Here is a 24,331-nt window from a genome sequence, read left to right as displayed (position 1 = left end):
GCGGATACTGGCTACATTATGAGCATTGAAATGGCCGCCCGCTCGCTCGATGTGGACCTTTTGGCCCGCGAACTCGGCAACTGGAGGACGTCCAGTCTGACTGGACCCGCGTATCTGGGGCTTGCCGACGCCATCCGGCTGCTGATCGTCGACGGCAGGCTCCCCGTCGGCGCCCGGCTGCCCAGCGAACGCGCCCTGGCCGACGCCCTACGGGTCTCCCGCACCACGGTGACGGCCGCGTTCACGCAACTGCGCGACGACGGCTACCTCAACGCCCGCCGGGGTGCACGCAGCACCGCGGCACTGCCGGTCCGACCGGAGATCGTCACGGAGGCCAGTCCACCGTCGGTCAGCCTGGCCGCCGCGGCGCTTTCCGCGCCGAGCTCGGCCGTGCTGGAGGCCTTCGCCGAGGCCGCGCACGACATCACGCCGTATCTGCACGAGCCGGGACACGAACTCATGGGGGTGTGCGCACTCCGCACCGCCATCGCCGAAAGGTATTGCGCGCGAGGACTTCCCACCGATCCGAGCGACATCATGGTGACCAGCGGAGCGCAACACGCGATCGGGCTGATCCTCGCGACATACACGCAACCCGGCGACCGGGTGCTGGTCGAGCAGCCGACGTATCACGGTGCGCTGTCAGCGATATCGACCGCGGGCGCCCGGGCCGTACCGGTCGCGCTCGCCGACGACGGCTGGGAACTCGACGCGGTGCACGCCGCGGTGCGCCAGCTCGCGCCGAGCCTGGCCTACCTGATCCCCGACTGCCACAATCCGACCGGCTTCACCATGCCGGCCGCCGACCGAAAGCGCTTGGGACAGATCATTTCCGATACCCGCACCCGCACGGTTGTCGACGAGTCGATCGCCGACATGTGGTTCGACGAGGCACCGCCGGAACCCCTGGCCGCGAACGTGGGACGCCACGACCTGGTGCTGACCGTCGGGTCGATGTCCAAATCGTTCTGGGGTGGCCTGCGAGTGGGTTGGATCCGCGCCGACCGCAGTACGCTTGCGACCGTCGCCGCGATCCGCCCCGCGCTCGACCTCGGCACGCCGATCCTCGAACAGCTCACCGCGGCAAGACTTCTCACTCAGTACACCGACGTGCTGCCGGAGCGCCGGCAGCTCATCCGCGCGCGCCGCGAGTTCCTGGTTTCCCTGCTGGCACGCGAATTGCCCGAGTGGCAACCCGGCCCGGGGCGCGGCGGAATGTCGCTGTGGGTGAAGTTGCCCGCACCGATGAGCACGGCGCTGTCGGCGGCGGCGTCGCGGCTGGGACTCGACATCCCGGCGGGCCCGCGGTTCGGCGTCGACGGCACGCTGGAACGGTTCATCCGACTGCCCTACGCGCTACCGGAGCCCCAGCTCGAAGAAGCGGTCGCGCTCCTGGTGCGGGCCTGGCGATCCATCACCGGGGCACCCGCCCCGGACACCCACGCGGTGGTGGTCTAGGGCTGCTGCGCCATGCCGTAGCAGGTGCCGTAGTGCTCGGGCGTGCAGGGAACACCGTTCACCGTGGGCAACTGGCCCGGCAGCTGCGAGATCTGCGGGCCGCCGCCCGCGGCAGGTGCCACGACAGCGTTGCCGCCGGACGCGCCCTTGACGCACACGCCCTCGAACCTGGTCTGGGTGGTCCCGGGCGGGCAGTTCTTCGCCTGGGCCGGTGCGGCGAGAACCACCGGGCCGAGGGCGGCCGCTACCGCGAAACCGCACAACACAACCGCATGCTTCATCGTCGCCATGCGCTAACCCTACGTGAGATGGTCACGATTGCGAACCCGAGCCCCGCGCTCAGTCCTCGGGGATCTCGACGCGGCGCACCATGCCGTCGATCGCGTCGGCGGCCTCGATCTCCGCGCGCGTAATGCCGAGGATGAACAGCACGGTGTCCAGGTACGGATGGCTCAACGACGCGTCGGCGACCTCGCGCAACGCGGGCTTGGCGTTGAAGGCAACCCCCAGGCCGGCCGCGGCCAGCATGTCGATGTCGTTGGCACCGTCGCCCACGGCGACGGTCTGCTCCATGGGCACCCCGGCCTGGCTGGCGAAATCCCGCAGCGCCTTGGCTTTTCCGGGCCGGTCGACGACGGGTCCGATGACCCGCCCGGTGAGCTTGCCGTCGACGATCTCGAGGTGGTTGGCCGCGACGAAGTCGAGCATCAACTCCTCGGCCAGCGGCTCGATCACCTGACGGAACCCGCCGGAGACCACACCACAGTGAAACCCCAACCGGCGCAGGGTCCGGATGGTGGTCCGGGCACCAGGGGTCAACTCGATCTGATCGGCGACGTCGTCGAGCACCTCAGCGGGCAGCCCGGCCAGGGTCGCGACCCGCTGGTGCAGGGATTCGGCGAAGTCCAGTTCGCCCCGCATGGCCGCTTCGGTGACGGCGGCCACCTGGGCTTCCATCCCGGCCCGCGCCGCCAGCATCTCGATCACCTCGCCTTGGATGAGGGTCGAGTCGACGTCGAACACGATGAGCCGCTTGGCCCGGCGGGACAGGCTGTAATCCTCCAGCGCGATGTCCACGCCCTCGTCGACCGCGACCTGCGCCATGGCGGTCTGCAGCTGCCCGTAGGCCGCCGCGGACGGCACCGACACGCGCAGCTCCAGACCCGTCACCGGATAGTCGGAGACCCCGCGGATCGTGTCGATGTTGACGCCGAGAGCCGCGGCCTCGCGCGCCACCACACCGAACGACCCTGCGGTGATGGGACGGCCCAGCACCACGATGGTGTGCGTCGACGGTTCCCGCAGCACCGGCATGTCGTCGCTGCGCTCGATCGTCACGTCGAGCCCGACGCCGTGTATCGCGGCCTCGACGTCAGTGCGCAACCCGTCGCCGTCAACGACTTCGGCCGGGGCCGCGACCAGCACACCCAGGGTGAGCCGGCCGCGGATGACGACCTGTTCGACATTGCGCAGTTCCACCTGATGGCGGGACAGCACCTCGAACAACGCTGACGTGACGCCGGGTTGATCGACTCCGGTGACGGTGATGAGAACCGACACCTTCGGCGTGTTCACCCCCAGTAGCCGCCTGTCGTCAGCTGGATTGGTCCACGGGTTCGAGCTCCGGGTGATGCGCCCGGCCGACGTGGGCCTCTGCGCGCATCCGCTCGACCATGTGCGGGTAGTGCAGCTCGAACGCCGGACGCTCCGACCGGATGCGGGGCAGCTCGGTGAAGTTGTGCCGCGGCGGCGGGCAGGACGTCGCCCACTCCAGCGAGTTTCCGTAGCCCCACGGATCGTCGACGGTCACGGGCTCGCCGTAGCGCCAGCTCTTGAACACGTTCCAGACGAACGGCAGCGTCGAGATGCCCAGGATGAACGCGCCGATGGTGGAGACCACGTTGAGCGTCGTGAAACCGTCGGACGGCAGGTAGTCGGCGTAGCGGCGCGGCATGCCCTCGTCACCGACCCAGTGCTGCACCAGGAACGTGGTGTGGAAGCCGATGAACGTCAGCCAGAAGTGCAGCTTGCCGAGGCGCTCGTCGAGCAGCCGGCCCGTCATCTTCGGGAACCAGAAGTAGATGCCCGCGTAGGTGGCGAACACGATGGTGCCGAACAGCACGTAGTGGAAGTGCGCGATGACGAAGTAGCTGTCGGTGACGTGGAAGTCCAGCGGGGGGCTGGCCAGCAGCACACCCGACAGGCCGCCGAGCAGGAACGTGATGAGGAAGCCGACCGAGAACAGCATCGGCGTCTCGAACGTCAACTGGCCCTTCCACATCGTGCCGATCCAGTTGAAGAACTTGATGCCGGTCGGGACCGCGATCAGGAACGTCATGAAGCTGAAGAACGGCAGCAGCACCGCGCCGGTGGCGTACATGTGGTGCGCCCACACGGCGACCGACAGGGCCGCGATGCTGATGGTCGCGTAGATCAGGGTGGTGTAACCGAAGATCGGCTTGCGGCTGAACACCGGGAAGATCTCGCTGACGATGCCGAAGAACGGCAGCGCGATGATGTACACCTCGGGATGGCCGAAGAACCAGAACAGGTGCTGCCACAGCAGGACACCGCCGTTGGCGGGGTCGTAGATGTGGGCGCCCAGGTGGCGGTCGGCCGCCAGGCCGAACAGCGCGGCGGTGAGGATCGGGAAGGCGATCAGCACCAGGATCGAGGTCACCAGGATGTTCCAGGTGAACACCGGCATCCGGAACATCGTCATGCCCGGGGCACGCATGCAGACCACGGTCGTGACCATGTTCACACCGCCGAGGATGGTGCCGAGACCACCGACGGCAAGGCCCATGATCCACAGGTCACCACCAGCGCCGGGCGAGTGGATCGCGTCGGTCAGCGGTGAGTAGGCCGTCCAGCCGAAGTCCGCGGCACCGCCCGGGGTGATGAAGCCGGCCAGCGCGATCAGCGCGCCGAACAGGAACAGCCAGAACGAGAACGCGTTCAGGCGCGGGAACGCCACGTCGGGCGCACCGATCTGCAGTGGCAGCACCAGGTTGGCGAAGCCGAACACGATGGGCGTGGCGTAGAACAGCAGCATCACCGTGCCGTGCATGGTGAACAGCTGGTTGAACTGCTCGTTGCTCAGGAACTGCAGGCCGGGCATCGCGAGCTCGGTGCGCATGAAAAGCGCCATGAGCCCGCCGATGAAGAAGAAGGCGAAGCACGCGACGCAGTACATGATGCCGATCAGCTTGTGATCGGTGGTGGTGATCAGGTTGTAGACAAGGTTTCCCTTGGGGCCCATACGTTCCGGAAACGGACGACGTGCCTCGAGTTCTCCGATTGGGGGCGCTTCGGCTACCAAGAGATCCTCCAAAGATTCGTCGGGGAATTCCCGCTTATCGGACTGAATCCTATCGCTCCTCCGAGTCCGCGCGCCCGTGGGTGCTACAAACTGTCGTATTTAATCGTCAGCTTGCCTCTGCGGCGCGCTGACCAGGCGCGGAGCATCCGAATGCTACCGTCGGCCGGTGCTGATCACCCGACCGCGCGCGACCGCCGCGCTGATTGTCGCGGCGGCGACCCTCGCCAGTGGCTGCGGCTCGGACACCGCGACGCCGCAACCGCAGCAGTCGATGATCACCAGCACCACCAAGATCGCCGATGCCGGGGTGCTGGGTAACCAGCGCAGGCCCGACGAGTCGTGCGCACCCGACCCGGCGCCGGCGGATTCCGCACCCCGTCAGGTCCGAAATGCCGGCGGACCAGGAATCCCTGAGAACACCGAGCTGAGCGGCGACCCGCAGCGCATCGTCGCGCTCTCCGGTGATCAACTCGACGCGCTGTGTGCGTTGGGCCTGCAGTCCCGCATCGTCGCCGCGGCGCTGCCCGACGGCACCGATCAGCAGCCCTCGTATCTGGGCACGGTGGTGCACGACGTCGCCGCCGCGGGCCACCGCGACGCACCTGATCTCGCGGCGGTCGAAGGGGCCCATCCCGACCTGATCCTGGGATCGCAGGCTTTGACCCCCGATGCGTTCGGCGGGCTGTCGGCCATCGCGCCCACGGTGTTCACCGGGGCTCCGGGCGCGGCGTGGCAGGACACTCTGCGCACGGTGGGCGCGGCGACCGGACGCGCCGACGCGGCCAACGAGCTGATCGACAAATTCGACGACGCGGCGGCCAAGACCGGTGCCGACAACGACGCCACCCACTTCCAGGCATCGGTGGTGCAGCTCACCGAGAACACCGTGCGCGTGTTCGGGACCGAGAACTTCCCCGGCAGTGTGTTGGCCCGCGTCGGTCTGGATCGCCCTGCCGCGCAACGTTTTACCGACAAGCCCTACGCCGAGCTGGCCACGTCCGACGCGGATTTCTCGATCGCAGACGGTGACATCGTCTACGTGTCGTTCGCGTCTCCGGCCGCCAGGGACAACGCCACCAAGATCCTCGACAGCGACGCGTGGCGGGCATTGTCGGCCACACGGGACAACCGGGTTTTCGTCGTCAACAACGAGGTGTGGCAGACCGGTCAGAACATCGTCGCGGCCCGCGGCATCCTGGATGACCTGCGGTGGGTCAACGCTCCGATCAACTAGTGTCACGGGCGTGTTCCACGTCCTCACCACGACCTACACCCAGCCCATCGACGTCGTCGACCAGACGCGTCCAGCCCACGTGGCGTGGCTCAACGAGGAAGTGGCCGCGGGCCGCATCCTGCTGGCCGGCCGGGTGGAATCCGCGACCGGTGCGGTTCTGATCACCGGTGACCTGACCGACGAGGAGGTCGAGGACGTCATCGCCCGCGACCCGTACACCTTGGCCGGCCTGATCCGCTGCGAGCGGCTGTCCTTCAACGGCTCGATCCGCGCACCCGGACTGTAACGTCGCTCCCAGCCGGCTCTCAGGGAGCAAAGTCACAGTCGAGGACGGGACTAACGCCGACATTGCGATAGTTGCACGTGTCGGGCCGCGCTCTGCGGCGCACCATTTACGTGGGCTGATGTCCCCGAATTTGCACTGACGACGATAAAAGAGGGCTGTGATGAGCACTGTTTCCGCATACGCCGCGACCTCGGCGACCGAGCCGCTGACCAAGACCACCATCACCCGCCGCGAGGTAGGGCCGCACGACGTGGCGTTCGACATCCACTTCGCCGGCATCTGTCACTCCGACATCCACACCGTGAAGGCCGAGTGGGGCCAGCCCAACTACCCCGTCGTCCCGGGCCATGAGATCGCCGGCGTCGTGACCGCGGTGGGCTCCGAGGTCACCAAGTACAAGGTCGGCGACCACGTGGGCGTGGGCTGCTTCGTCGACTCCTGCCGCGAATGCGACAACTGCAAGGCCGGGTTGGAGCAGTACTGCACCGGCACCGGCATGGTCGGCACGTACAACGCCACCGATCGCGACGGCACCCCGACCAACGGCGGCTACAGCGGCGCGATCGTGGTCGACGAGAACTACGTGCTGCGTATCCCCGACAGCATCCCGCTGGACAAGGCCGCTCCCCTGCTGTGCGCGGGCATCACGCTGTACTCGCCGCTGCGGCACTGGAATGCGGGCCCCGGCAAGAAGGTCGCGGTCATCGGCCTCGGCGGTCTGGGTCACATGGGCGTCAAGCTGGCCCACGCGATGGGCGCGCACGTCACGGTGCTGTCGCAATCGCTGAAGAAGATGGAGGACGGCCTGCGGCTCGGCGCCGACGAGTACTACGCGACCAGCGACCCGGACACCTTCACCAAACTGGCAGGCAAGTTCGACCTGATCCTGAACACCGTGTCGGCCAACCTCGACATGGGCGCCTACCTGGGCCTGCTGGCCACCGACGGCACCCTCGTCGAACTGGGCGCGCCCGAGAAGCCGCTGGTGGTGCCGTTCTTCCCGCTCGGCGCATACCGTCGCAGCCTGTCCGGTTCGATGATCGGCGGCATCCCGGAGACCCAGGAGATGCTCGACTTCTGCGCCGAGCACGACGTGACCCCCGAGATCGAGGTCATCCAGCCCGACTACATCAACGAGGCCTACCAGCGCGTGCTCGCCAGCGACGTGCGGTACCGCTTCGTCATCGATACCGCCTCGCTGCGGGGCTAGCCGCCCGCCTGGCCGGAGTTGTGATCGACTCCGGCCAGCGGCCACCCGGCGGCCGCCAATTTGGCCGCGACGCGGTTGATGTTCTCCGGGCCGGCATCGTGATCGGTGACGTCAGAGATGAATGCGGCGATCTCGTCCCGGTCGATCCCGCCCTCGGGAACCGTGACCGCGCCGTCTGTGGTGATGTTGCGCACCACCTCCTTGACCTGTTCGTCGGTCAACGGGGTGGCGCGCAGCAGCGCCAGCAGCGGCACCCGGTCCGAGCCGGGAACACCTTCGGGATAACCGGCACGCAGCCAGTTCAAGATCGAGGTCAGCAGAGACTGAGCGGTCACCACGCAAGTCTCATATCACACGGACCCGGGCACCACCGGAGATCCGACAGTTCGTCGGTGGTTCATTGCCGGTTCACCGCCAAAAACAATCCCGCTGAACGCAACCGCTGACGCGTCCGCGATTCCCGGGCAGTCTCGGCGCGGTGACCCGTGTGATTCGCTTCAACGCCTTCGACATGAACTGTGTCGCCCATCAGTCGCCCGGGCTGTGGCGCCACCCTGAGGATCAGTCCTGGCGCTACAAGGACATCACCTACTGGACTGAGCTGGCAAAACTGTTGGAACGCGGCCGCTTTGACGGTTTGTTCATCGCCGACGTGCTCGGCACATACGACGTGTACGGCGCGAGCGACGAGGCCGCCATCCGCCAGGCTGCCCAGATCCCGGTCGGCGATCCGATGCTGCTGGTGTCGGCGATGGCGCTGGTGACGGAGCATCTCGGCTTCGGCATCACGACGGGCACGGGCTTCGAGCACCCATATCCGTTCGCGCGGCGCATGTCGACGCTCGACCATCTCACCAACGGCCGCATCGGCTGGAACGTCGTCACCGGCTATCTGCCTGCGGCGGCGCGCAACATGGGCCAGACCGATCAGCCCGCGCACGATGCGCGCTACGACCACGCCGATGAGTACCTCGAGGTGCTCTACAAGTTGTGGGAGGGCTCGTGGGAGGACGACGCGGTGGTGCGCGACGCCGAACGGGGCGTGTTCACCGACCCGGCCAAGGTGCACCACATCGGCCATTCAGGTGAGCATTTCAGCGTGCCGGGCGTGCATCTCGCGGAGCCGTCGGCACAGCGCACGCCGGTGATCTACCAGGCCGGCTCGTCCCCGCGCGGCGTGCGGTTCGCCGCCGAGAACGCCGAGGCGATCTTCACCGCCGCGCCAACGAAAGCCATCCTGCGCGAGACGGTTTCGACGATCCGATCGGAGCTGGAGCTGGCGGGCCGAGATCCGTACTCCGCCAAGATCTTCAACCTGACCACGATCATCACCGCAGAGACCGACGAAGAAGCCCACGCCAAACACGCCGAGTATCTGGCCTACGGGGATCCCGAAGGCGCGCTGGTGTTCATGTCCGGCTGGATGGGTGTCGACCTCGCGCGCTACGGCCTCGACGAGCCCATCGGCAATGTCGACTCCAACGCAATCCTGTCCGCGGTCAAGGCGTTTCAGAGCGCCGACCCCGACGGGCGCGAGTGGGCGGTGCGCGACATCGCGGAGTGGGGTGAGATCGGCGGCATGGGGCCGCGCATCGTCGGATCGGGTGTTCGAGTCGCCGACACGTTGCAGGAGTGGGTCGAGGAGACCGATGTCGACGGTTTCAACCTGGCCTACGCCATCACCCCCGGATCGTTTGCCGACTTCATCTCGCATGTCGTGCCGGTGCTGACGGCGCGCGGCGCGTACCAGTCCGAGTACGCGCCAGGCACCCTGCGCAACAAGCTGCTGGGCCGCGGTGACCGCCTGGCCGACGAGCATCGCGGGGCCGGCTACCGGGTGGGTGCGCAGAAGTCGACCATCATCGACCGCCCGTCCACCGTGCCGTCATCGTCGAGTTCGACCGCCGCCCAGCCCGCACGAGGTCGCTAGTCAAATACCCGACTCTGACGAAACCACCCCGGGGCGCCGGTCAACCGTGCTTAGACTTGACCGCCACGCCACGAGGGAGTCGAAATGTCTGGTAAGGCAAGGCATTCCTGCATAGCGGTTCTCACGGCGATTTTGTTCGCCGTGGTCGGTTGCGGCGGGTCTACGTCGTCAGGTGAAACGAGCAGCGCCCCACCGCCTGCCGCGACACCCACCGCCGCGCCCGCGCCGGCAGGCACCAAGGTGTCGGCGAACAATGCGTCGCAGGACGAGATCGCCGCGGCACTCGATGCCGCCGGGGTCAAGAACGCCGAACGATGGGCACATGAGGTGGTCGAGTACCGCCCCTACCCCACCGACGACGCCAACCTGACCAAGCTTCGCGACAACCTCGCGAAGTACAACCCCGGGGCGGAGACCGTGGACAAGATCGTGTCCGCGCTGACCCCGTGACCGCCACGGCAACACGGCGGGACAGGACGGCACTGATCCGGATCGGCCTGTACGGGCTGACCGTCATCGGCATCCTGGCCACCGCGTTCGAACTTGCCTCCGAGCGGCATTGGCAGACCCCCGATCAGCTGATCCCGTGGGTCGCACTCGCAGTGCTGGCCCTCGCCACGGTGCTCGCGCTGCTGCCGTGGCGATCGGCGCGCCTGATCGCGCGCGTACTTGCCGTTGCCGTCCTCGGCGCGTCGATCTACGGCGTGCTCGATCACATTGCGGCCAACCATGATTCGGGCTTCCTGGACCAGCGGTACGCCGACGTGTGGGAATCGCTGTCGCCCCTGCGGCAGTGGTGGTACGCCGCCACGAAGACCGTCGGCCCGGCGCCGACGCTCGCACCGGGCATGCTCGGGCAGACGGCGTTGCTGCTGTTGCTGGCCGGGTTCGGCGAACCCGCCCGCGATTCCTAGTGCCCGGCCTGGGCTTGCGCGGTTTCGGCTCGCGGGGATGACTGCGGGGTGTGCAACTCTCCCGCGAGCCACGGCAGCGACGACGCAAAGGCCCTTCCCGCGAACTGCCAGTCGTGGCGCCCCGGCTCCGTCACCACCGAGCACGTGATCGCCGCGGCCCGTGCCGCGTCGCACAACGTCGTGGCTGCGACATCCTGTCCCTCGGGGTTTGCCGTCGGATCGACGGCACCGCCCGGTTCGGGCCCAGGCACTTCGAACCATGCCGAGACACCGGCGTAGGGACCGTGCCGGTGCAGCACCGTGAGCGGGTCGTAGGCGGCCCACGCGTCGTCGTCTCCGCCGAACAGCCGGTCCACGGTCTCGGCCCGGTCCCCCGAGTTGGGTCGCAGGTCACCCGCGATGTCGACGAACGACCGGAACATGTCCGGATGCATCAGCGTGAGATCCACCGCGCACGTGCCGCCCATCGACCAGCCGACGATCCCCCATCCGTCACGGTCCGACCGCACCCCGAAGTTGGAAACCAGGTACGGAACAACGTCTTTCGTCAGATGGTCGGCCGCATTGCCTCGGGTGCCGTTGACGCACTCGGTGTCGTTCGAGAACGCACCGGTGGCGTCGACGAACACCAGCACGGGCGCGTTGCCGCCGTGCGTGGCCGCGTATCCGTCGATCGTGCGAAGCGCATTGCCCGCGCGCAACCAGTCGGCGGGCGTGTTGAGTTCCGAGCCGATCATCATCACCGCGGGCAGTCGCGGCGGTGGGGTGGTGGCGAACCAGGCCGGGGGCAGGTAGACGAGTTCCCTACGGTGATCGAAACCCGATGCGTCAGAATCGATGTCGACCGGGACCACGACACCCGCGGTGGGCCGGGCATGGGTCACCTGCATGGCCGTCACGGCCAGTCGATCGGTCTGATCGATCAGCGGACCCGAGGTCAGCTGGTTCCACGCTGCGTGCACCGTCGGGAAGTAGCCGACCCAGTTGTTGAGCGTCACCAGGCAGCCGAGCGCGCACAGCGGTACGGCCAGGACCGACACCGCACGCCGCCACCACCGCGCACCCGGCCAACCGACCACCGCGACACCGACGGCCAACGTCGTCAGCCCCGCCCAGAGCCACAACGCCACGGGCCCCGCATTACCCGCCACGCCGAGCGAGTCGACGTACCACCGGGCGAGCAGCGACGCCGCCACGGCGACGACGGCCATGGCGGGCAACCACCGGGTGCCCCACCGCGCAGACCGCCGGGCCAGGGCACACACCAGCAGCACCGCAGCGATGATCTGCACAGCCGGCGGAAACCAGCCGTGGATGAGCGAGAGCTGAGCGATGGAGTGACGCATCGCGATCCAGCTTATGGACCGCCCGGGCGGCCACCCAACCCGCCGGGAAAGCTCAGAAGTCCCAGTCCTCGTCTTCCGTGACGACGGCCTTGCCGATCACGTAGCTGCTGCCGGACCCGGAGAAGAAGTCGTGATTCTCGTCGGCGTTGGGACTCAGCGCCGAGAGGATCGCCGGGTTCACGTCGGTCTCGTCCCGGGGGAACAGCGCCTCGTAGCCGAGGTTCATCAGGGCCTTGTTGGCGTTGTAGCGCAGGAACTTCTTGACGTCCTCGGTCAGCCCGACCTCGTCGTAGAGATCCTGGGTGTACTCGACCTCGTTGTCGTAGAGCTCGAACAGCAGCTCGTAGGTGTAGTCCTTGAGCTCCTGACGCTTGTCCTCGTCGACCAGGGCCAGCCCGCGCTGGTACTTGTAGCCGATGTAGTAGCCGTGCACGGCCTCGTCGCGGATGATCAGCCGGATCATGTCTGCCGTGTTGGTCAGCTTGGCCCGGCTGCTCCAGTACATCGGCAGGTAGAAGCCCGAGTAGAACAGGAAGCTCTCCAGCAGCGTGGAGGCCACCTTGCGCTTGAGCGGCTCGTCACCCTTGTAGTACCGCATGACGATCTCGGCCTTGCGCTGCAGGTTCGGGTTCTCCTCCGACCAGCGGAACGCGTCGTCGATCTCGGCCGTCGAGCACAGCGTCGAAAAGATGTTGGAGTAGCTGCGCGCGTGCACCGACTCCATGAACGCGATGTTGGTGTAGACGGCTTCCTCGTGCGGCGTCAGCGCGTCGGGGATCAGGCTGACCGCGCCGACCGTGCCCTGGATGGTGTCCAGCAGCGTGAGACCGGTGAACACCCGCATGGTCATCTGCTTCTCGTGAGCGGTCAGCGTGCCCCACGACGGGATGTCGTTGGACACCGGCACCTTCTCGGGCAACCAGAAATTGCCGGTGAGCCGATCCCAGACCTCGGCGTCCTTGTCGTCCTGAAGCCGGTTCCAGTTGATCGCTGACACGCGGTCGATCAGCTTCATACCTTCGCTCACCAGAACCTCATTTCACCAGGTCGTGTTGTTTGCCGGACGCTGCCCCCGACACTACCCCTGGGGTTACTGGCCAGCCGTGACCGCAACACCTTGTGTTTTCGTGTCGCGTCCCGCGCGCAGAAAATCGAACTCCGAGGGGTCCAGCTTGCGCGTTGCCAGCCAGTACTGCCAGGTCATGCCGCTCCACAGGGTGCGGTTGACACCGTGCTCATCCATGTACCAGCTCCGGCAACCGCCGGTGTTCCACACCGTGCCGGTCAGGTCGTGCTGCAGCTCGGCGTTGTACTCGTCCTGCGCACGCCGGCTCGGGGTGAGGGCTTCGGCACCGGCCGCGTCGACCGCGGCGATCGCCTGGCCCACGTACCGGATCTGCTGCTCGATCATGAACACCACCGAGTTGTGCCCGAGGGCGGTGTTCGGACCCAGCAGGAAGAACAGGTTGGGCATGCCTGCCACGGCGATGCCGCGGTGCGCGGCCATCCCCTCGCGGTTCCACCGGTCCACCAGATCCTCGCCGCCCGAGCCCTTGATGTCGACGTACGTGTAGGAATCGGTGACGTGGAATCCGGTCGCCCACACCACGACGTCGACCGGGTGCTCGACACCGTCGGCCGTGACGATGCCCGTCGGGGTCATCCGCGCGATGCGCTCGGTGATCACCTGCGTCTTCGGGTTGGCGATGCCCCGGTAGTAGGTGTCGGAGTTGAGGATGCGCTTGCAGCCCGCGCGGTAGTTCGGGGTGAGCTTGCGCCGCAGCTCGGGGTCTTTGACGCTGCGGTTGATGTTGTAGCGGCCCATCAGCTCGCCGATCTTGAGCAACCGCGGCTGCTGTGTCATGGCGAAGCCGACGCCCTCGTGAATCCAGTAGATGGCGGCGCGCAGCAGCGCACGGGTGCCGGGCACGTAACTGAACACCCGGCGCAGCCACACCGGGAACTTGTTGTTCACCCGCGGCATCACCCAGGCCGGCGTGCGCTGGTACAGCTGAAGCTCGGCCACGTCCTTGACGATCTCCGGCACGATCTGGATGGCACTTGCGCCGGTGCCGACGACCGCGACCCGCTTGCCGCGGATGTCGACACTATGGTCCCACTGCGCGGAATGGAAAGCGGCGCCGGCAAATTGGTCACGGCCCTCGACATCAGGGATCTGCGGGATGTGCAGGCCACCGGCACCGGACACCAGGAACTGGGCGATGTACTCCTGACCGGTGTCGGTGAAGACGTGCCAGCGCATCTCGTCGTCGTCCCAATGCGCGCGGTCGACGTGGGTGTTGAACCGGATGTAGCGGCGCAGCCCGTACTTGGCCGTGACACCCAGGAGGTAATCCTGGATCTCGGGCTGGAAGGACCACATGTAGGTCCAGTCGGCCTTCGGCTCGAACGAGAACGAATACATGTGCGACGGGATGTCGCACGCGCAGCCCGGATAGGTGTTGTCCCGCCAGGTGCCGCCGATCTCGTCGGCCTTCTCCAGGATCAGGAAGTCCACGCCGCGGCGCTGCATCTCGATGCCCATACCGAGGCCGGAGAATCCGCTGCCGATGATCAACGTGCGGGTCTGCACGGGTTGCTGGCGCTGCACAGCCTGCTCAGCGGTCGTCATGGTGTCAGGGCCCTTCCTGGGAACGCTGGTACCGGATATTTGCCAGTCTCCGGCCCGCGGGGCCAGCTGTCAACGAGCCGGTCAGCTCACCGTTTCGCGGCGCTGCACACCCTCGTGTAACGGCAGGTCCGGGTCGATCCAGATGCCGAGCAGCTCGCACGTGCCGTTGATCGAGCCCACCATGATCGTGGTCAGGTGGTTGACGAACTCGTCGGCAGGCATCCGGCGCGGGCTGTCCTGCTCGGAGCCCAGCCACCAATCCGTTGCCGAGGCCGCCGCCCCGAACATGGCGAACGCCGCGAGCTCCATGGCCGCGCCGTCGAGCTCCATCTCCCGCAACTCGTTGGAGAACATGTCGGCCATCGCCAACGTGATGCCGCGGCCCTCGTTCAAGGCGCGCATGGTCGATTCGCTCTGTTCGGCGAAGCGCCCCTGGATCAGGAACCGCAGCACGCTGGGATGCTCGTCGACCAGCCGCACATACTGCTCGACGCTGCGGCGGATGACCTCGCGCGCCGGGTCGGCGGCGAGGTTGATCGACGGGAAGATCGCGGCCCACAACATGTCGCGCAGCCGCTCGCCGATGGCCTGGAACAGGTCGGACTTGTCGGTGAAGTGGCGGTAGATCTTGGGCTTGGCGGTGCCGGCTTCCTCGGCGATCTCCCGCAGGCTCAGCTCGGGCCCGAGCCGGTCGATCGCCCGGAACGCGGCGTCGACGATCTCCGAGCGCACCTTCTTGCGGTGCTCACGCCAGCGCTCGCTGCGGGCGTCAACCTTGACACCCGCCTGACCGCTGGTATGTGATCTCGACCCTCGCCGCACGCGATCACTGTACTCGCTTCGATGGTGCTGACCTGCTCAGACCGTTCCACAACACGCGCAGGGCCGCCCTGGCAGGGGTTTTTCTCCCCCGCAGCCGCCTCCGGCGGGCTTGGGTACTATTTCAGCGACACTCAACCAACGAGACGAGGCTCATGACGCAGCGATACGACCTGGTCATAGCCGGTGGCGGCCCATCCGGTTCGGCCGCCGCATGGCAGGCGGCGCAGACCGGCGCCAAGGTGGTCGTCCTGGACAAGGCGGAATTCCCCCGCGACAAGCCGTGTGGCGATGGCCTCACCGCGCGCGCCGTCAGCTATCTGCAGAAGATGGGCCTGGCCGACGAAGTCGCGACCTATCACCGGGTCAACCGCGTGACGGTGTTCAGCCCCAGCGCGTGGGAACTGTCGTTCCCGCGGCGCCCCGGGATGCCCGACCATGGCCACACGGTCAGCCGGACGCATCTGGACACCGTGCTGCTCAAACACGCCGAGTCGGCGGGCGCCGAGGTCCGCCAGGGCGCCGAGGTGGCCGGGCCCGAATTCGACGCCAACGGCCGCGTGGTCGGCGTGGTGCTCAAGAGCGGCGAGAAGGTGCTCGGCGACGCGGTCATCGCGGCCGACGGCGCCTACTCCCCCATCAAGCGCGCGCTCAAGATCGACTCGGAATACAACGGCTACTCGGCCATCGCGATCCGGTCGGAGATGCACGCGAACCGGCCCGACTCGGACAGCCTCGACATCTACCTCAAGCTCGTGTTCCAGGGCGATCAGCTGCCCGGGTACGGCTGGGTGTTCCCGATGGGCAACGGCGTCTTCAACATCGGCCTGGGCTACGTCAACTCGTACAAGAACTGGCAGTCCATCAACGCGACCCAGTTCCTCGGCGAGTTCCTCCGGACACTGCCTGCCGACTGGGAGCTGCCGCCCATCGAAGAGCTCAAGAAGAACAAGAGCGTGCGGGCGTGGCGATTGCCCATGGGATTCACGGCGTGGCCGCCGTGGCGTCCCGGCGTGCTGTTCACCGGCGACTCGCTGGGTGCCGGCAAGCCGGCCTCGGGCGCGGGCATCTCCAAGGCGCTCGAATCCGGGCTCGCCGCAGGCGAATGCGCGATCGCTGCGCTGCAGAACGGCGGACCGGACGACTTCACCAACTACGCACAGCGCATGGAGGCGGCGTGGGGCCGGGAGTACCGGCGCGGCCGCTACATGCACAAGCTGATCGGGTACCCGAAGGTCGCCAACGCCGGCATCAAGCTGATCGACAACGCCGCGTTCCGCGACCGGATGCTCAAGGCGCTGTACAAGAAGGCCCAGGGCCCGCAGCACACCACGAAGTAGGCCCCCGAGTGTGAAACGTCTGCGAAAAATCGCCCCTCGATTTTTCGCAGACGTTTCTCTGTGTGGTCACCGGCCCAACGCTGCGGTGGCTTCCAGCAGCCCGGCCTGGGTGGCGATCAGGCCGGCTTCGTCGCCGCGGTCGTGCGGCACGGTCGCGCAGAGCGCGAGGCGTTCGCGCCAGGAACGCCCCGGGAGGGCAACTGCCGTCCCGCACAGCCCGACCTGGGCCTCCTGCTTGCTGAAGGCGTGACCGGTACGGCGAATGACCGCCAATTCGTCGAGCAACCCGGCCACCGAGTCGATGGTCCACGGCGTCACCTTGGCCAGCTGCGGTCGCGGGTACAACGCGCGTACCTGGTCATCACCGAGCTGGGACAGCAGCAGCTTCCCCGCTGAAATCGCATGGGCCGGCCGGAGATAACCCTGCTGCAGGGTCGCCCGGACCGGCCGGTCGGGCTCGATCCCGTCGAAGAACAGCACCTGCGTTCCCACCAGCGTCGCGACGTGAACCGTCTCTCCCGTCAGATCCACGGCGCGACGCAGCACCGGCAGCAGCCGGGCGCGGTCTTCGAGGTCGAGACCGCGTGGACGGGCCAGATCGAGTAGCACGGGACCGGGAAAATAGCCGCGGCCCGTCGGGCCCAGGATCACGATGCCCCGGTTACGCAAGGTGTTGAGGATGCGGTACGCGCTCGACCGCGAACACGCCAATTCACGGGCGACCGACGTGACGTTGATGCTGTCCGAACTGGCGAACATCATCATCACCCGCAAGCCCGAGTCCAGCGAGGACAGATGTTCGCCGATCGGTTCGTCGACCATGCTCGGCTCCTCCACTTGTCCCGCCAAGAGAAACAAAATTCGCCATCAATCGATCAATTCGTCTTATTAGTCCCGTATGACGAGACATCACGGTGACCACTATAGGGACTGCGCCGCCCGCTGTGCCCTACTGGAAGCCACTTCAGCAGCTTGTTCCGAAAGGCTCCAACGATGTCGTTGCCGTCACCGATTCGCGTGCAGTCGGTCATCGATGACACCCCCATGAATTCCAGACGCTGGGGTGTCGTCCTCCTGTGTTTCGCGATCGCGTTGCTCGACGGATTCGACACCCAGTCGATCGCGTTCATCGGGTCGTCGATCGCCGACGAGTTCTCCATGGCAACCGCGGAAATGACCGCGGTGATCACGGCAAGCACCGTCGGCATGGCCCTTGGCGCCATCACGCTCGGGTCGATCGGTGACCGCATCGGCCGCAAGCGAGCGATCCTGTTGGCGCTGAGCATCTTCGGGTTCTTCTCGTTGCTCGGAGCGTTTGCGCAGGCGCCGTGGCAGATCGTGCTGTTGCGGTTCCTCATCGGCCTGGGCATGGGTGGCGCGACACCGTCACTGTTGGCGCTCGCGGCCGAATACAGCCCCGAGCAGTCCCGCAAGCTGTCGATGACGTTGGTGCTGTTGGGCCTGCCGGGCGGCGCAATGCTGGGTGGCGTGGTCGCAGCGGCATGGCTGCCGGTGCTCGGATGGCGCGGCATTTTTCTTCTCGGCGGCCTACTGCCGGTGATCTTGCTGGCTGCCGTCATCGTTTTCCTGCCCGAGTCCCCCAGCTATCTGGCCACGCGCAGCGACGCCGCAAGCCAGGCCAAGGCGCGTGCCCTGTTGCGCCGCATGACGGGGGCATCCGTCCCGGACGACGCCGTGCTTGCGGCCGAGCACCGCGTGGAGGCTTCAGGCTCGGTCCGGGCGCTGTTCACCGGCGACTACCGCACCTCGACCATCACGATCTGCGCCATCTACCTGGCCAACTGGATTGCGTGGTTCCTGCTGCTGCAATGGACTCCGACCGCGCTGCATCAGGCTGGGTTGTCGAAGGAACAGGCAGCGTCAGGCACCATCGTGGTCAACGGCGCGTTCATCGTGTTCTCGTTCCTGGTGGCCGCGCTGTTGTCCCGACTGCCGGCTCGTCGACTCCTGCTCGGCATGTTCGCGCTCGGGATCGCCGTGGCTCTCGGCTTGGCGGTCAGCGGCTCCAACTGGACGCTGACCTTCGCCTTGATCGCGGTGGCCGGCCTCGGCGTCGGTGGCCAACAACTGGTGTTGAACTATCTGATCGCCGAGACCTATCCCACCCAACTGCGCGGTACCGCAACAGGATTCTCGATCGGCGTGGGCCGTACCGGCTCGATCATCGGCTCGGCACTCGGCGGCTGGCTGCTCGGCAGCTTCGGGGTCGGTGGTTATTTCGGGCTGATCGCGGTTCCGCTCGCCGTCGCCGCACTTGCGACGCTCGCGTTGCGCCCACGACCCATGGCGGCGGATGCCGCACCGGCCGACCACGCGGTCGTGGTGGACCACCGGTGAATCGCTTCGACGGCAAGATCGTCGTGGTGACCGGTGCGGCGCAGGGCATCGGCAGAGGAGTCGCCTGCGGCGTCGCCGCCGAGGGCGGCGCAGTGGTCCTGGCCGACCGATCCGACCGGGTCGACGCGGCCCGCGACCAGATCACCGCGGCAGGCGGCGATGCGAGAGCTTTCCTCTGCGATCTCGAAACATACCGCGGCGCAGAAGCTTTGATGCAGTTCGCGGTCGCCGAGTTCGGGCGGATCGACGTGCTGATCAACAACGTCGGCGGGACCATCTGGCGCAAACCGTACGAGTTCTACGCCGAGCACGAGATCCTCGCCGAACTGCACCGATCCCTGCTGCCGACGATGTGGTGTGCACGCGCCGCCCTGCCCTACATGATCGAGCGGGCCCACGGTGTCATCGTCAATGTGTCGTCGAACGCCACCCGCAGCATCAACCGCGTCCCGTATGCCGCCGCCAAGGGCGGTGTCAATGCGATCACCGCATCGCTCGCGTTCGAAGCCGCCGGCAAGGGCATCCGCGTCGTCGCCACGGCACCCGGCGGAACCAGCGCGCCGGCGGGTGGCATTCCCCGCAATCCCGATCCCCTGACCGCCGACGAGGTGCGCTGGCATGAGGAGACTGTCACGCAGAGCACCCAGAGCACCTTCCTCAAGCGCTACAGCACGATCGAAGAACAGGTCGCGCCAATCCTTTTCATGGCCTCCGACGACGCCAGCTACATCACCGGCACGGTTCTGGAGGTCAGCGGCGGCGACCGGGGTTGAGGTGCGTCAGCCGAACAACTGACCGACCTTGAGCAGCAACTGGTAGACCCCGTAGCCGAAGGGCACCGCCACCCACAGCCACGCGAGCGTGATGTAGATCCTGGGCACAGTCGGCTGGTACTCGTGGAGCTCGGTGGACTGCTCGGTCACCGGTTGACCTCCTCAACCATGGGCGTGGATGTCTCTGATTGCGGCTCATGCCATTTCGACGACACCGGCCGGATCAGCTCGTTGCACACGAGTGCGACCAGCAGCAGGGCGATCATGATCGAGAACGACAATGTGTACAGCGCCGGACCGCTCTTGCCGTCAGCCGCCTCACCGTCGGCGACCAAGTTGACGATGATCGGGCCCAGAATGCCTGCCGCCGACCACGCCGTGAGCAGCCGACCGTGGATGGCACCGACCTGAAACGTGCCGAACAGGTCACGCAGGTACGCGGGCACGGTGGCGAAGCCCGCACCGTAGAACGACAGGATCACGATGGTCGCGACCAGGAAGACGAACTTGTTGGAATTCCCCATCAACATGATCGTCAGATAGAGCAGCGCCCCGACACCGAGGTACAGCCGGTAAGCGTTCTTGCGCCCGATCACGTCGGACAGGCTGGACCACCCGATGCGACCGAGCATGTTGCCCAGCGACAGCATCGCCACGTAGCCGGCCGCTGCTGCCGCCAAGGCGCCTGCTGCCACGCCGGCCTTGGGGAAGTAGTCCTGAAAGATGGGCGAAGCCTTCTCCAGAATGCCGATGCCCGCGGTGACGTTGAAGCACAAGACCACCCACAGCAGCCAGAACTGAGGGGTCTTGATCGCGTTACCGGCCGAGACCTGCCCGCCGGTGACGATCGAACCTTGCGGCGGCGGTGTGGGTGTCCAGCCGTGCGGCCGCCAATCGGGTCGAGGGACCCGGACAAGCAGCCAGCCCAACGACATGAACACCGCGTACGCGAGCCCGTGCACCAGGAAGGTCTTGGCGATACCCGCAGTGCTCGTCCCGAAAGCGTTGAGCATCGCCGTCGACCACGGTGACGCGATCAGTGCGCCGCCGCCGAAGCCCATGATGGCCAGGCCGGTCGCCATTCCCGGCTTGTCGGGGAACCACTTCATCAGCGTGGAGACCGGCGAGATGTAGCCGATCCCCCACCCGATGCCGCCCAGCACCCCGTAACCCAACAGCACCAGCCAGTACTGGTTGAGCGCCAGACCGGCCGCACCGACCAACCATCCCCCACAGAAGCAGCACATCGCCGCGAACATCGCCATCCGTGGCCCGTTGCGGTCCACCCAGGTGCCGAAGACGGCCGCCGAGAGACCGAGCATGACGATGCCGATGGTGAACGGCAATGCGCTCAAGGTTCCGGAAATACCGAGGGCGCCCTCGAGGGGTTTCTTGAACACACTCCACGAATAGGCCGCACCGACGGACAGATGGATTGACAACGCCGCCGGTGGTACCAGCCACCGACTCCAGCCCGGCGGCGCGATGATGCGTTCGCGGCTGAGGAACGGAACGACGCGCGACGCAGTGGAAGCTGCTGTCATCCTTGGCCTTTCGTTGCAGACGACGCCCGGACGACGTCGACGACCGAAGCGTGCTCAGACACAGTTATTTGATTCTTCACGGACATTAGCGAAACGGTCGCCATCCTGAAACGTTTCAGAGAAATCTGTCCAGTGCTCGGTTCGGAGCACGATCAGGCCCGATTCACCTGGAGCCGTGTGGGCGATATTTGCTGGGCGTACCCCGATATCGGGTGCTACCGTCGATTCGTGATTTTGGCCCGCCGCGACGAACAGACAGCCGGGATGCGCACCGCGCCCACGGCCGCTTCGTCGCGGGCGAAGTCCCTCACCGAGAAGCTCGATGTGCGCCGGGTCGGCTCGAGTCTGCCCAGCCGCATCGAGTCAGCAGACAACTCTCATAAGAACCACAGTGTTGCCGTCTCCGCTGCCAGGAATGTCGCCTGACCTTCCTGGAGTTCAGCGTGTTTTAAAAAAGCCTGCACTGCAACGGATTTGAGAAATTTCCGCTTTACATTCGACGATCGGTGTAGCACCATCTTTTCCGGCAGGCGTTCTGCTGCTTGACCATTGACAATTCCACAGTGTGTGATGCACAGTCCTGCAGACGCAGACCGGAAACCGGTCCCGTCTGGAGATACGCGCCGTTAGCTCAGTTGGTAGAGCAGCTGACTCTTAATCAGCGGGTCCGGGGTTCGAAACCCTGACGGCGCACAGAGAAACCCCTCCTGACCAGTGCAGGAGGGGTTTTTACTCTCCACCGACGACCCGCAATTTCGGGGGCGTTGACCGCTTATTGACCACTTTTGGCGCGAACTTGTCCAGCGCGGCGGTGTTGTCCGGGGCTTCCGTAGCCCTGTCGATGTAGAACTTCCTCGTGATGTCCGGGCTGCCATGACCAAGCTGCGCGGCTGCTGCTTCTGCCCCATGCTCACGTTCGATGGCGGTCGCGGCGGTCTTCCTGAACACCTTCGGGGTGACCCAACCGAACTCTTCTCCCCGGATTTCCCTCCACGTCCTGTTGGTGTTGTTCACCCAACGCGGCGTCCCCGCCGATGATGGGAACACCAACATGAACGGATAGCCCCGTTCGCGCTGCCGTATGAGCGCCTGCCTGCCGAACTCGGGAAGCTTCAGCGTGCGGTACCCGTGAACGGACTTCGGCATGGGCTGCCGCTTGCCCTTCTTGTCCACCGTTCCAGCAATGGTGATGGTCGCGGGCTTGCTCATGTCGTCCAGACCGTGAACGTCGCTCCACCACAGCGCCAGGATTTCGCCCGTGCGCTCCCCCGTCGCCATCAGAACGTCCACCAGTTCAGCCATGTCGCTGTCACGCGGGCGTCCACCTCGGGGCTGCGGCGCGTCCTGCCAGTCACGGATGCGCTGCCGAAGCTCCTCCACATCCTCGGGCGTGAGGGTTCTCTTGCTCCCCTGCTTGCGCGGCGGGCTCTCGGTCTCCCTGACAGGGTTGTACTCCAGCAGGCTCCACCGAACCCCCAGCCCGCACACCTGCATGAGGACGGTACGGACTTGCCGCTTGCGGGTTTTCAGTCCAGCTAGGTAGGTGTCACACCGCTGCGTGTTCAACTCACGAAGGCGGACAGCCCCCAGTCCAGGTATCAGAATCTTGCGTGCGATGCCTATGTAATCGTCCACGGTGTCATCAGCCAGGCTTCCTTCACGAGAGCCCACCTTGGAGCGGCGCTTTCCCTCCAGGTTCTCCAGCCAGCGCTCCACCAACGCACTCAGCGGCGATTCACGGGTCAACTCCCCCGTACTGCCGTGGACTCCCTGTAGGCGCTCAGCCAGTTTCCGTTTGAGCTTCGCCTTCGCCTGCGCGGGGGTGTCCCCCGTCGCCGTCAAGGGGCGGGTAACACCATCGCCGCCGCGATACCGCGCCTTGGTCTGCCACTTCCCACTCGGAGTCTGCCACGGGTCAGCGATTTCCCCGTACGTGCCGATTTCCAGCGGCGGTCGTCCTGCCATCAGTCCTTCTCCCCCTTCTTCCACGTCCAGGGCGGGTTTGCCGCGCGTCGGAAGCCTTCTCGCTCCCAATCGTCCATCAGTTCAGCCGTTAGGGGCTGTTCGCCACGTAGCCACATATCCATGTCGCGGGCGGTTTCGGGCGACGTGCCCGACAGCATGACCTCGGCGTCGGGGTCACCATCATCGGGTAGCGGCATGAGCAACGTCATGGGTGATACACCCAAAGCCGCTGCGAGAGCGGTCAGTTGGTCAACGTTGACCTGTCGCCTGCCTCGCTCGATGTCCGTGATTCCCGACGACGACATGGGGAGCCCCTGCTCTTTCAACCCTGCCGCTAGTTCCCGAATCGTCGTGTTGGTAGCGGCACGCAACCGTGCCACGTTCCGCCCGACAACCTCCGAGGTCAGCTTTTCTGCCACACAGAGCATGATACGCACAAACAGCGACAGCCTCACCGCTATACACAGAACTACTCAAATCTCAAATCCGTGCTATGCTCTGTTTTACAGAGCACTTATCAACTATTCACGGAGCAACAAGTGACCGCACCAACCAAAACTGGAGGCAAGCTCCCCAGCATGGACGCCGCGCTCGAAGCGGTGAAGACCTCCCCCGCCATTTCCCTGGCTGAGCTGGCGGTTCTCACCGGGGTGTCCTTGGCGACGGCACAGCGGCACGCCGCCGCTGGAGACCTGCCCTCCCCGCTGCGGGTTGTCCGCATGGGTCAGCGATGGATTGTGCCGAGCGTCCACGTTCGTGAGCTTCTGGGACTTGAGGTCGCGGCGTGACCACCGACACCGGTCCTATCGACGCCGCCGTTGACCGAATCTTCTCCCTCATCGCTAGAACCCGTTTCCGTGCACCAGGTACCAGTGCCGATCCGTACCTGGACTCTCTTGTCTTGTGGGTGTCCGTCGTGACCGAAGTGCGGGAAGTTCTTGCGCCGCTGGCACATCCACTATCAGCGTTGCGAGAGGTTGAGTACATCTACCGCGAGACCATCAGCGCGTGGCTACGCGGCGATGAGCCTACGTCCACCGTCACCGATGACCCCGTGACCGCCCGTGCGCTGAGCGATGACGACCTTCTCCACAAGCTGCGGGAAGCCATCGACCCGCCCTCTCTGATGGTGTTCTGATGTCCTATCACGTTCTGCAACTCGGCACCGGAGACGCGGCGTCCTACATATCGACCCGTGCC

General features: G+C 66.1%; 26 protein-coding genes and 1 tRNA gene. 14 read left to right on the top strand and 13 right to left on the bottom strand.

Features of this window, described 5'->3' with window-relative positions:
* Positions 1-18 precede the first annotated feature (18 nt).
* The gene (yczR, locus tag G6N67_RS26070) at positions 19-1,458 is read left to right on the top strand and encodes a MocR-like transcription factor YczR (RefSeq protein WP_036436394.1); all 1,440 of its coding nucleotides are present in this window, start codon (positions 19-21) and stop codon (positions 1,456-1,458) included.
* Here yczR and G6N67_RS26065 read toward each other — a convergent pair.
* From G6N67_RS26065 to ctaD, 3 genes are read right to left on the bottom strand one after another with little or no spacing between them, the layout of a single operon-like run.
* Positions 1,455-1,748 (bottom strand): hypothetical protein, encoded by a 294-nt coding sequence (locus G6N67_RS26065; RefSeq protein WP_036436392.1) that lies wholly within the window; start codon positions 1,746-1,748, stop codon positions 1,455-1,457. The genes yczR and G6N67_RS26065 overlap by 4 nt on opposite strands.
* Before the next feature lie 49 nt (positions 1,749-1,797).
* Positions 1,798-3,033 (bottom strand): phosphoserine phosphatase SerB, encoded by a 1,236-nt coding sequence (gene serB, locus G6N67_RS26060; RefSeq protein WP_229477973.1) that lies wholly within the window; start codon positions 3,031-3,033, stop codon positions 1,798-1,800.
* Between the two features lie 19 nt (positions 3,034-3,052).
* Entirely contained in the window at positions 3,053-4,780 is a 1,728-nt protein-coding gene (gene ctaD, locus G6N67_RS26055) for an aa3-type cytochrome oxidase subunit I (protein ID WP_036438292.1), read from the bottom strand.
* Between the two features lie 166 nt (positions 4,781-4,946).
* Here ctaD and G6N67_RS26050 point away from each other — a divergent pair, with 166 nt between their 5' ends.
* From G6N67_RS26050 to G6N67_RS26040, 3 genes are all read left to right on the top strand, one after another.
* Positions 4,947-6,014 (top strand): iron-siderophore ABC transporter substrate-binding protein, encoded by a 1,068-nt coding sequence (locus G6N67_RS26050; protein ID WP_036436390.1) that lies wholly within the window; start codon positions 4,947-4,949, stop codon positions 6,012-6,014.
* A gap of 10 nt (positions 6,015-6,024) precedes the next feature.
* Positions 6,025-6,300 carry a YciI family protein gene (locus G6N67_RS26045; RefSeq protein ID WP_036436389.1) on the top strand — a complete coding sequence of 92 codons (276 nt, stop codon included), beginning with the start codon at positions 6,025-6,027 and terminating at the stop codon, positions 6,298-6,300.
* Between the two features lie 160 nt (positions 6,301-6,460).
* Positions 6,461-7,510 carry an NAD(P)-dependent alcohol dehydrogenase gene (locus G6N67_RS26040; RefSeq protein WP_036436388.1) on the top strand — a complete coding sequence of 350 codons (1,050 nt, stop codon included), beginning with the start codon at positions 6,461-6,463 and terminating at the stop codon, positions 7,508-7,510.
* Here the strand turns inward: G6N67_RS26040 and G6N67_RS26035 are convergent.
* A complete protein-coding gene (locus G6N67_RS26035) occupies positions 7,507-7,845 on the bottom strand; it encodes a DUF3349 domain-containing protein (RefSeq protein WP_036436387.1) in 339 nt (112 codons plus the stop codon). The genes G6N67_RS26040 and G6N67_RS26035 overlap by 4 nt on opposite strands.
* A 143-nt stretch (positions 7,846-7,988) precedes the next feature.
* Here G6N67_RS26035 and G6N67_RS26030 point away from each other — a divergent pair, with 143 nt between their 5' ends.
* From G6N67_RS26030 to G6N67_RS26020, 3 genes are all read left to right on the top strand, one after another.
* Complete coding sequence (locus G6N67_RS26030; RefSeq protein ID WP_036436386.1) at positions 7,989-9,440, top strand: LLM class flavin-dependent oxidoreductase; 1,452 nt, start codon at positions 7,989-7,991, stop codon at positions 9,438-9,440.
* A gap of 84 nt (positions 9,441-9,524) precedes the next feature.
* Complete coding sequence (locus tag G6N67_RS26025) at positions 9,525-9,890, top strand: hypothetical protein (protein ID WP_036436385.1); 366 nt, start codon at positions 9,525-9,527, stop codon at positions 9,888-9,890.
* Positions 9,887-10,354, top strand: a complete 468-nt coding sequence (locus tag G6N67_RS26020; RefSeq protein WP_229477971.1) for a hypothetical protein — start codon at positions 9,887-9,889, stop codon at positions 10,352-10,354. Before G6N67_RS26025 ends, G6N67_RS26020 begins: the two co-directional genes overlap by 4 nt.
* On the opposite strand, the gene G6N67_RS26015 is transcribed toward G6N67_RS26020, so the two are convergent.
* From G6N67_RS26015 to G6N67_RS26000, 4 genes are all read right to left on the bottom strand, one after another.
* Positions 10,351-11,700: an alpha/beta hydrolase gene (locus tag G6N67_RS26015; RefSeq protein ID WP_036436384.1), complete on the bottom strand. Its 1,350-nt coding sequence runs from the start codon at positions 11,698-11,700 to the stop codon at positions 10,351-10,353. The genes G6N67_RS26020 and G6N67_RS26015 overlap by 4 nt on opposite strands.
* 52 nt (positions 11,701-11,752) lie before the next feature.
* Complete coding sequence (gene nrdF, locus G6N67_RS26010) at positions 11,753-12,715, bottom strand: class 1b ribonucleoside-diphosphate reductase subunit beta (RefSeq protein ID WP_036436383.1); 963 nt, start codon at positions 12,713-12,715, stop codon at positions 11,753-11,755.
* 75 nt (positions 12,716-12,790) lie between these two features.
* Complete coding sequence (locus G6N67_RS26005; protein WP_036436382.1) at positions 12,791-14,332, bottom strand: flavin-containing monooxygenase; 1,542 nt, start codon at positions 14,330-14,332, stop codon at positions 12,791-12,793.
* A gap of 81 nt (positions 14,333-14,413) precedes the next feature.
* The gene (locus tag G6N67_RS26000; RefSeq protein WP_036436381.1) at positions 14,414-15,154 is read right to left on the bottom strand and encodes a TetR/AcrR family transcriptional regulator; all 741 of its coding nucleotides are present in this window, start codon (positions 15,152-15,154) and stop codon (positions 14,414-14,416) included.
* 152 nt (positions 15,155-15,306) lie between these two features.
* Between G6N67_RS26000 and G6N67_RS25995 the strand changes: the two genes are divergently transcribed.
* Positions 15,307-16,491 (top strand): NAD(P)/FAD-dependent oxidoreductase, encoded by a 1,185-nt coding sequence (locus tag G6N67_RS25995; RefSeq protein WP_036436380.1) that lies wholly within the window; start codon positions 15,307-15,309, stop codon positions 16,489-16,491.
* A 66-nt stretch (positions 16,492-16,557) separates the two neighbouring features.
* Here G6N67_RS25995 and G6N67_RS25990 read toward each other — a convergent pair whose 3' ends face one another.
* A complete protein-coding gene (locus G6N67_RS25990; RefSeq protein WP_036438290.1) occupies positions 16,558-17,313 on the bottom strand; it encodes an IclR family transcriptional regulator in 756 nt (251 codons plus the stop codon).
* A gap of 171 nt (positions 17,314-17,484) precedes the next feature.
* Here G6N67_RS25990 and G6N67_RS25985 point away from each other — a divergent pair, with 171 nt between their 5' ends.
* Positions 17,485-18,849, top strand: a complete 1,365-nt coding sequence (locus tag G6N67_RS25985) for an MFS transporter (RefSeq protein ID WP_036436379.1) — start codon at positions 17,485-17,487, stop codon at positions 18,847-18,849.
* The gene (locus tag G6N67_RS25980; RefSeq protein WP_036436378.1) at positions 18,846-19,622 is read left to right on the top strand and encodes a 1,6-dihydroxycyclohexa-2,4-diene-1-carboxylate dehydrogenase; all 777 of its coding nucleotides are present in this window, start codon (positions 18,846-18,848) and stop codon (positions 19,620-19,622) included. Before G6N67_RS25985 ends, G6N67_RS25980 begins: the two co-directional genes overlap by 4 nt.
* A 6-nt stretch (positions 19,623-19,628) precedes the next feature.
* On the opposite strand, the gene G6N67_RS38830 is transcribed toward G6N67_RS25980, so the two are convergent.
* Together G6N67_RS38830 and G6N67_RS25975 are read right to left on the bottom strand one after the other, a co-directional pair.
* A complete protein-coding gene (locus G6N67_RS38830) occupies positions 19,629-19,772 on the bottom strand; it encodes an MFS transporter small subunit (protein WP_110798559.1) in 144 nt (47 codons plus the stop codon).
* Positions 19,769-21,166: an OFA family MFS transporter gene (locus G6N67_RS25975; protein ID WP_036436377.1), complete on the bottom strand. Its 1,398-nt coding sequence runs from the start codon at positions 21,164-21,166 to the stop codon at positions 19,769-19,771. Before G6N67_RS25975 ends, G6N67_RS38830 begins: the two co-directional genes overlap by 4 nt.
* Before the next feature lie 228 nt (positions 21,167-21,394).
* Here G6N67_RS25975 and G6N67_RS25970 point away from each other — a divergent pair, with 228 nt between their 5' ends.
* Together G6N67_RS25970 and G6N67_RS25965 are read left to right on the top strand one after the other, a co-directional pair.
* The gene (locus G6N67_RS25970) at positions 21,395-21,592 is read left to right on the top strand and encodes a hypothetical protein (protein WP_131524763.1); all 198 of its coding nucleotides are present in this window, start codon (positions 21,395-21,397) and stop codon (positions 21,590-21,592) included.
* A gap of 194 nt (positions 21,593-21,786) precedes the next feature.
* Positions 21,787-21,859, top strand: a tRNA-Lys gene (locus tag G6N67_RS25965).
* Positions 21,860-21,895: 36 nt separating this feature from the next.
* On the opposite strand, the gene G6N67_RS25960 is transcribed toward G6N67_RS25965, so the two are convergent.
* Both G6N67_RS25960 and G6N67_RS25955 read right to left on the bottom strand, forming a co-directional pair.
* Entirely contained in the window at positions 21,896-23,131 is a 1,236-nt protein-coding gene (locus G6N67_RS25960; protein ID WP_036436375.1) for a tyrosine-type recombinase/integrase, read from the bottom strand.
* The gene (locus tag G6N67_RS25955) at positions 23,131-23,550 is read right to left on the bottom strand and encodes a helix-turn-helix domain-containing protein (RefSeq protein WP_163642296.1); all 420 of its coding nucleotides are present in this window, start codon (positions 23,548-23,550) and stop codon (positions 23,131-23,133) included. The genes G6N67_RS25960 and G6N67_RS25955 overlap by 1 nt, the downstream gene beginning before the upstream one ends.
* A gap of 120 nt (positions 23,551-23,670) precedes the next feature.
* Between G6N67_RS25955 and G6N67_RS25950 the strand changes: the two genes are divergently transcribed.
* The gene (locus G6N67_RS25950) at positions 23,671-23,919 is read left to right on the top strand and encodes a helix-turn-helix domain-containing protein (protein ID WP_131524761.1); all 249 of its coding nucleotides are present in this window, start codon (positions 23,671-23,673) and stop codon (positions 23,917-23,919) included.
* A complete protein-coding gene (locus tag G6N67_RS25945; RefSeq protein WP_036436373.1) occupies positions 23,916-24,269 on the top strand; it encodes a hypothetical protein in 354 nt (117 codons plus the stop codon). Before G6N67_RS25950 ends, G6N67_RS25945 begins: the two co-directional genes overlap by 4 nt.
* Positions 24,270-24,331: the final 62 nt, after the last annotated feature.

This window comes from Mycolicibacterium mageritense (genome assembly GCF_010727475.1).
Taxonomy (GTDB): Bacteria; Actinomycetota; Actinomycetes; order Mycobacteriales; family Mycobacteriaceae; genus Mycobacterium; species Mycobacterium mageritense.
This window is presented reverse-complemented; position numbering and strand designations above follow the sequence as displayed.

Bases quoted from the DNA above. Each gene is read 5' to 3' on its own strand.
- yczR (WP_036436394.1), top strand. From the start codon at position 19: ATGAGCATTGAAATGGCCGCCCGCTCGCTCGATGTGGACCTTTTGGCC.
- G6N67_RS26065 (WP_036436392.1), bottom strand. From the start codon at position 1,748: ATGGCGACGATGAAGCATGCGGTTGTGTTGTGCGGTTTCGCGGTAGCG.
- G6N67_RS26040 (WP_036436388.1), top strand. From the start codon at position 6,461: ATGAGCACTGTTTCCGCATACGCCGCGACCTCGGCGACCGAGCCGCTG.
- G6N67_RS26025 (WP_036436385.1), top strand. From the start codon at position 9,525: ATGTCTGGTAAGGCAAGGCATTCCTGCATAGCGGTTCTCACGGCGATT.
- G6N67_RS26015 (WP_036436384.1), bottom strand. From the start codon at position 11,700: ATGCGTCACTCCATCGCTCAGCTCTCGCTCATCCACGGCTGGTTTCCG.
- nrdF (WP_036436383.1), bottom strand. From the start codon at position 12,715: ATGAAGCTGATCGACCGCGTGTCAGCGATCAACTGGAACCGGCTTCAG.
- G6N67_RS26005 (WP_036436382.1), bottom strand. From the start codon at position 14,332: ATGACGACCGCTGAGCAGGCTGTGCAGCGCCAGCAACCCGTGCAGACC.
- G6N67_RS25995 (WP_036436380.1), top strand. From the start codon at position 15,307: ATGACGCAGCGATACGACCTGGTCATAGCCGGTGGCGGCCCATCCGGT.
- G6N67_RS25990 (WP_036438290.1), bottom strand. From the start codon at position 17,313: ATGGTCGACGAACCGATCGGCGAACATCTGTCCTCGCTGGACTCGGGC.
- G6N67_RS25985 (WP_036436379.1), top strand. From the start codon at position 17,485: ATGTCGTTGCCGTCACCGATTCGCGTGCAGTCGGTCATCGATGACACC.
- G6N67_RS25975 (WP_036436377.1), bottom strand. From the start codon at position 21,166: ATGACAGCAGCTTCCACTGCGTCGCGCGTCGTTCCGTTCCTCAGCCGC.
- G6N67_RS25960 (WP_036436375.1), bottom strand. From the start codon at position 23,131: ATGGCAGGACGACCGCCGCTGGAAATCGGCACGTACGGGGAAATCGCT.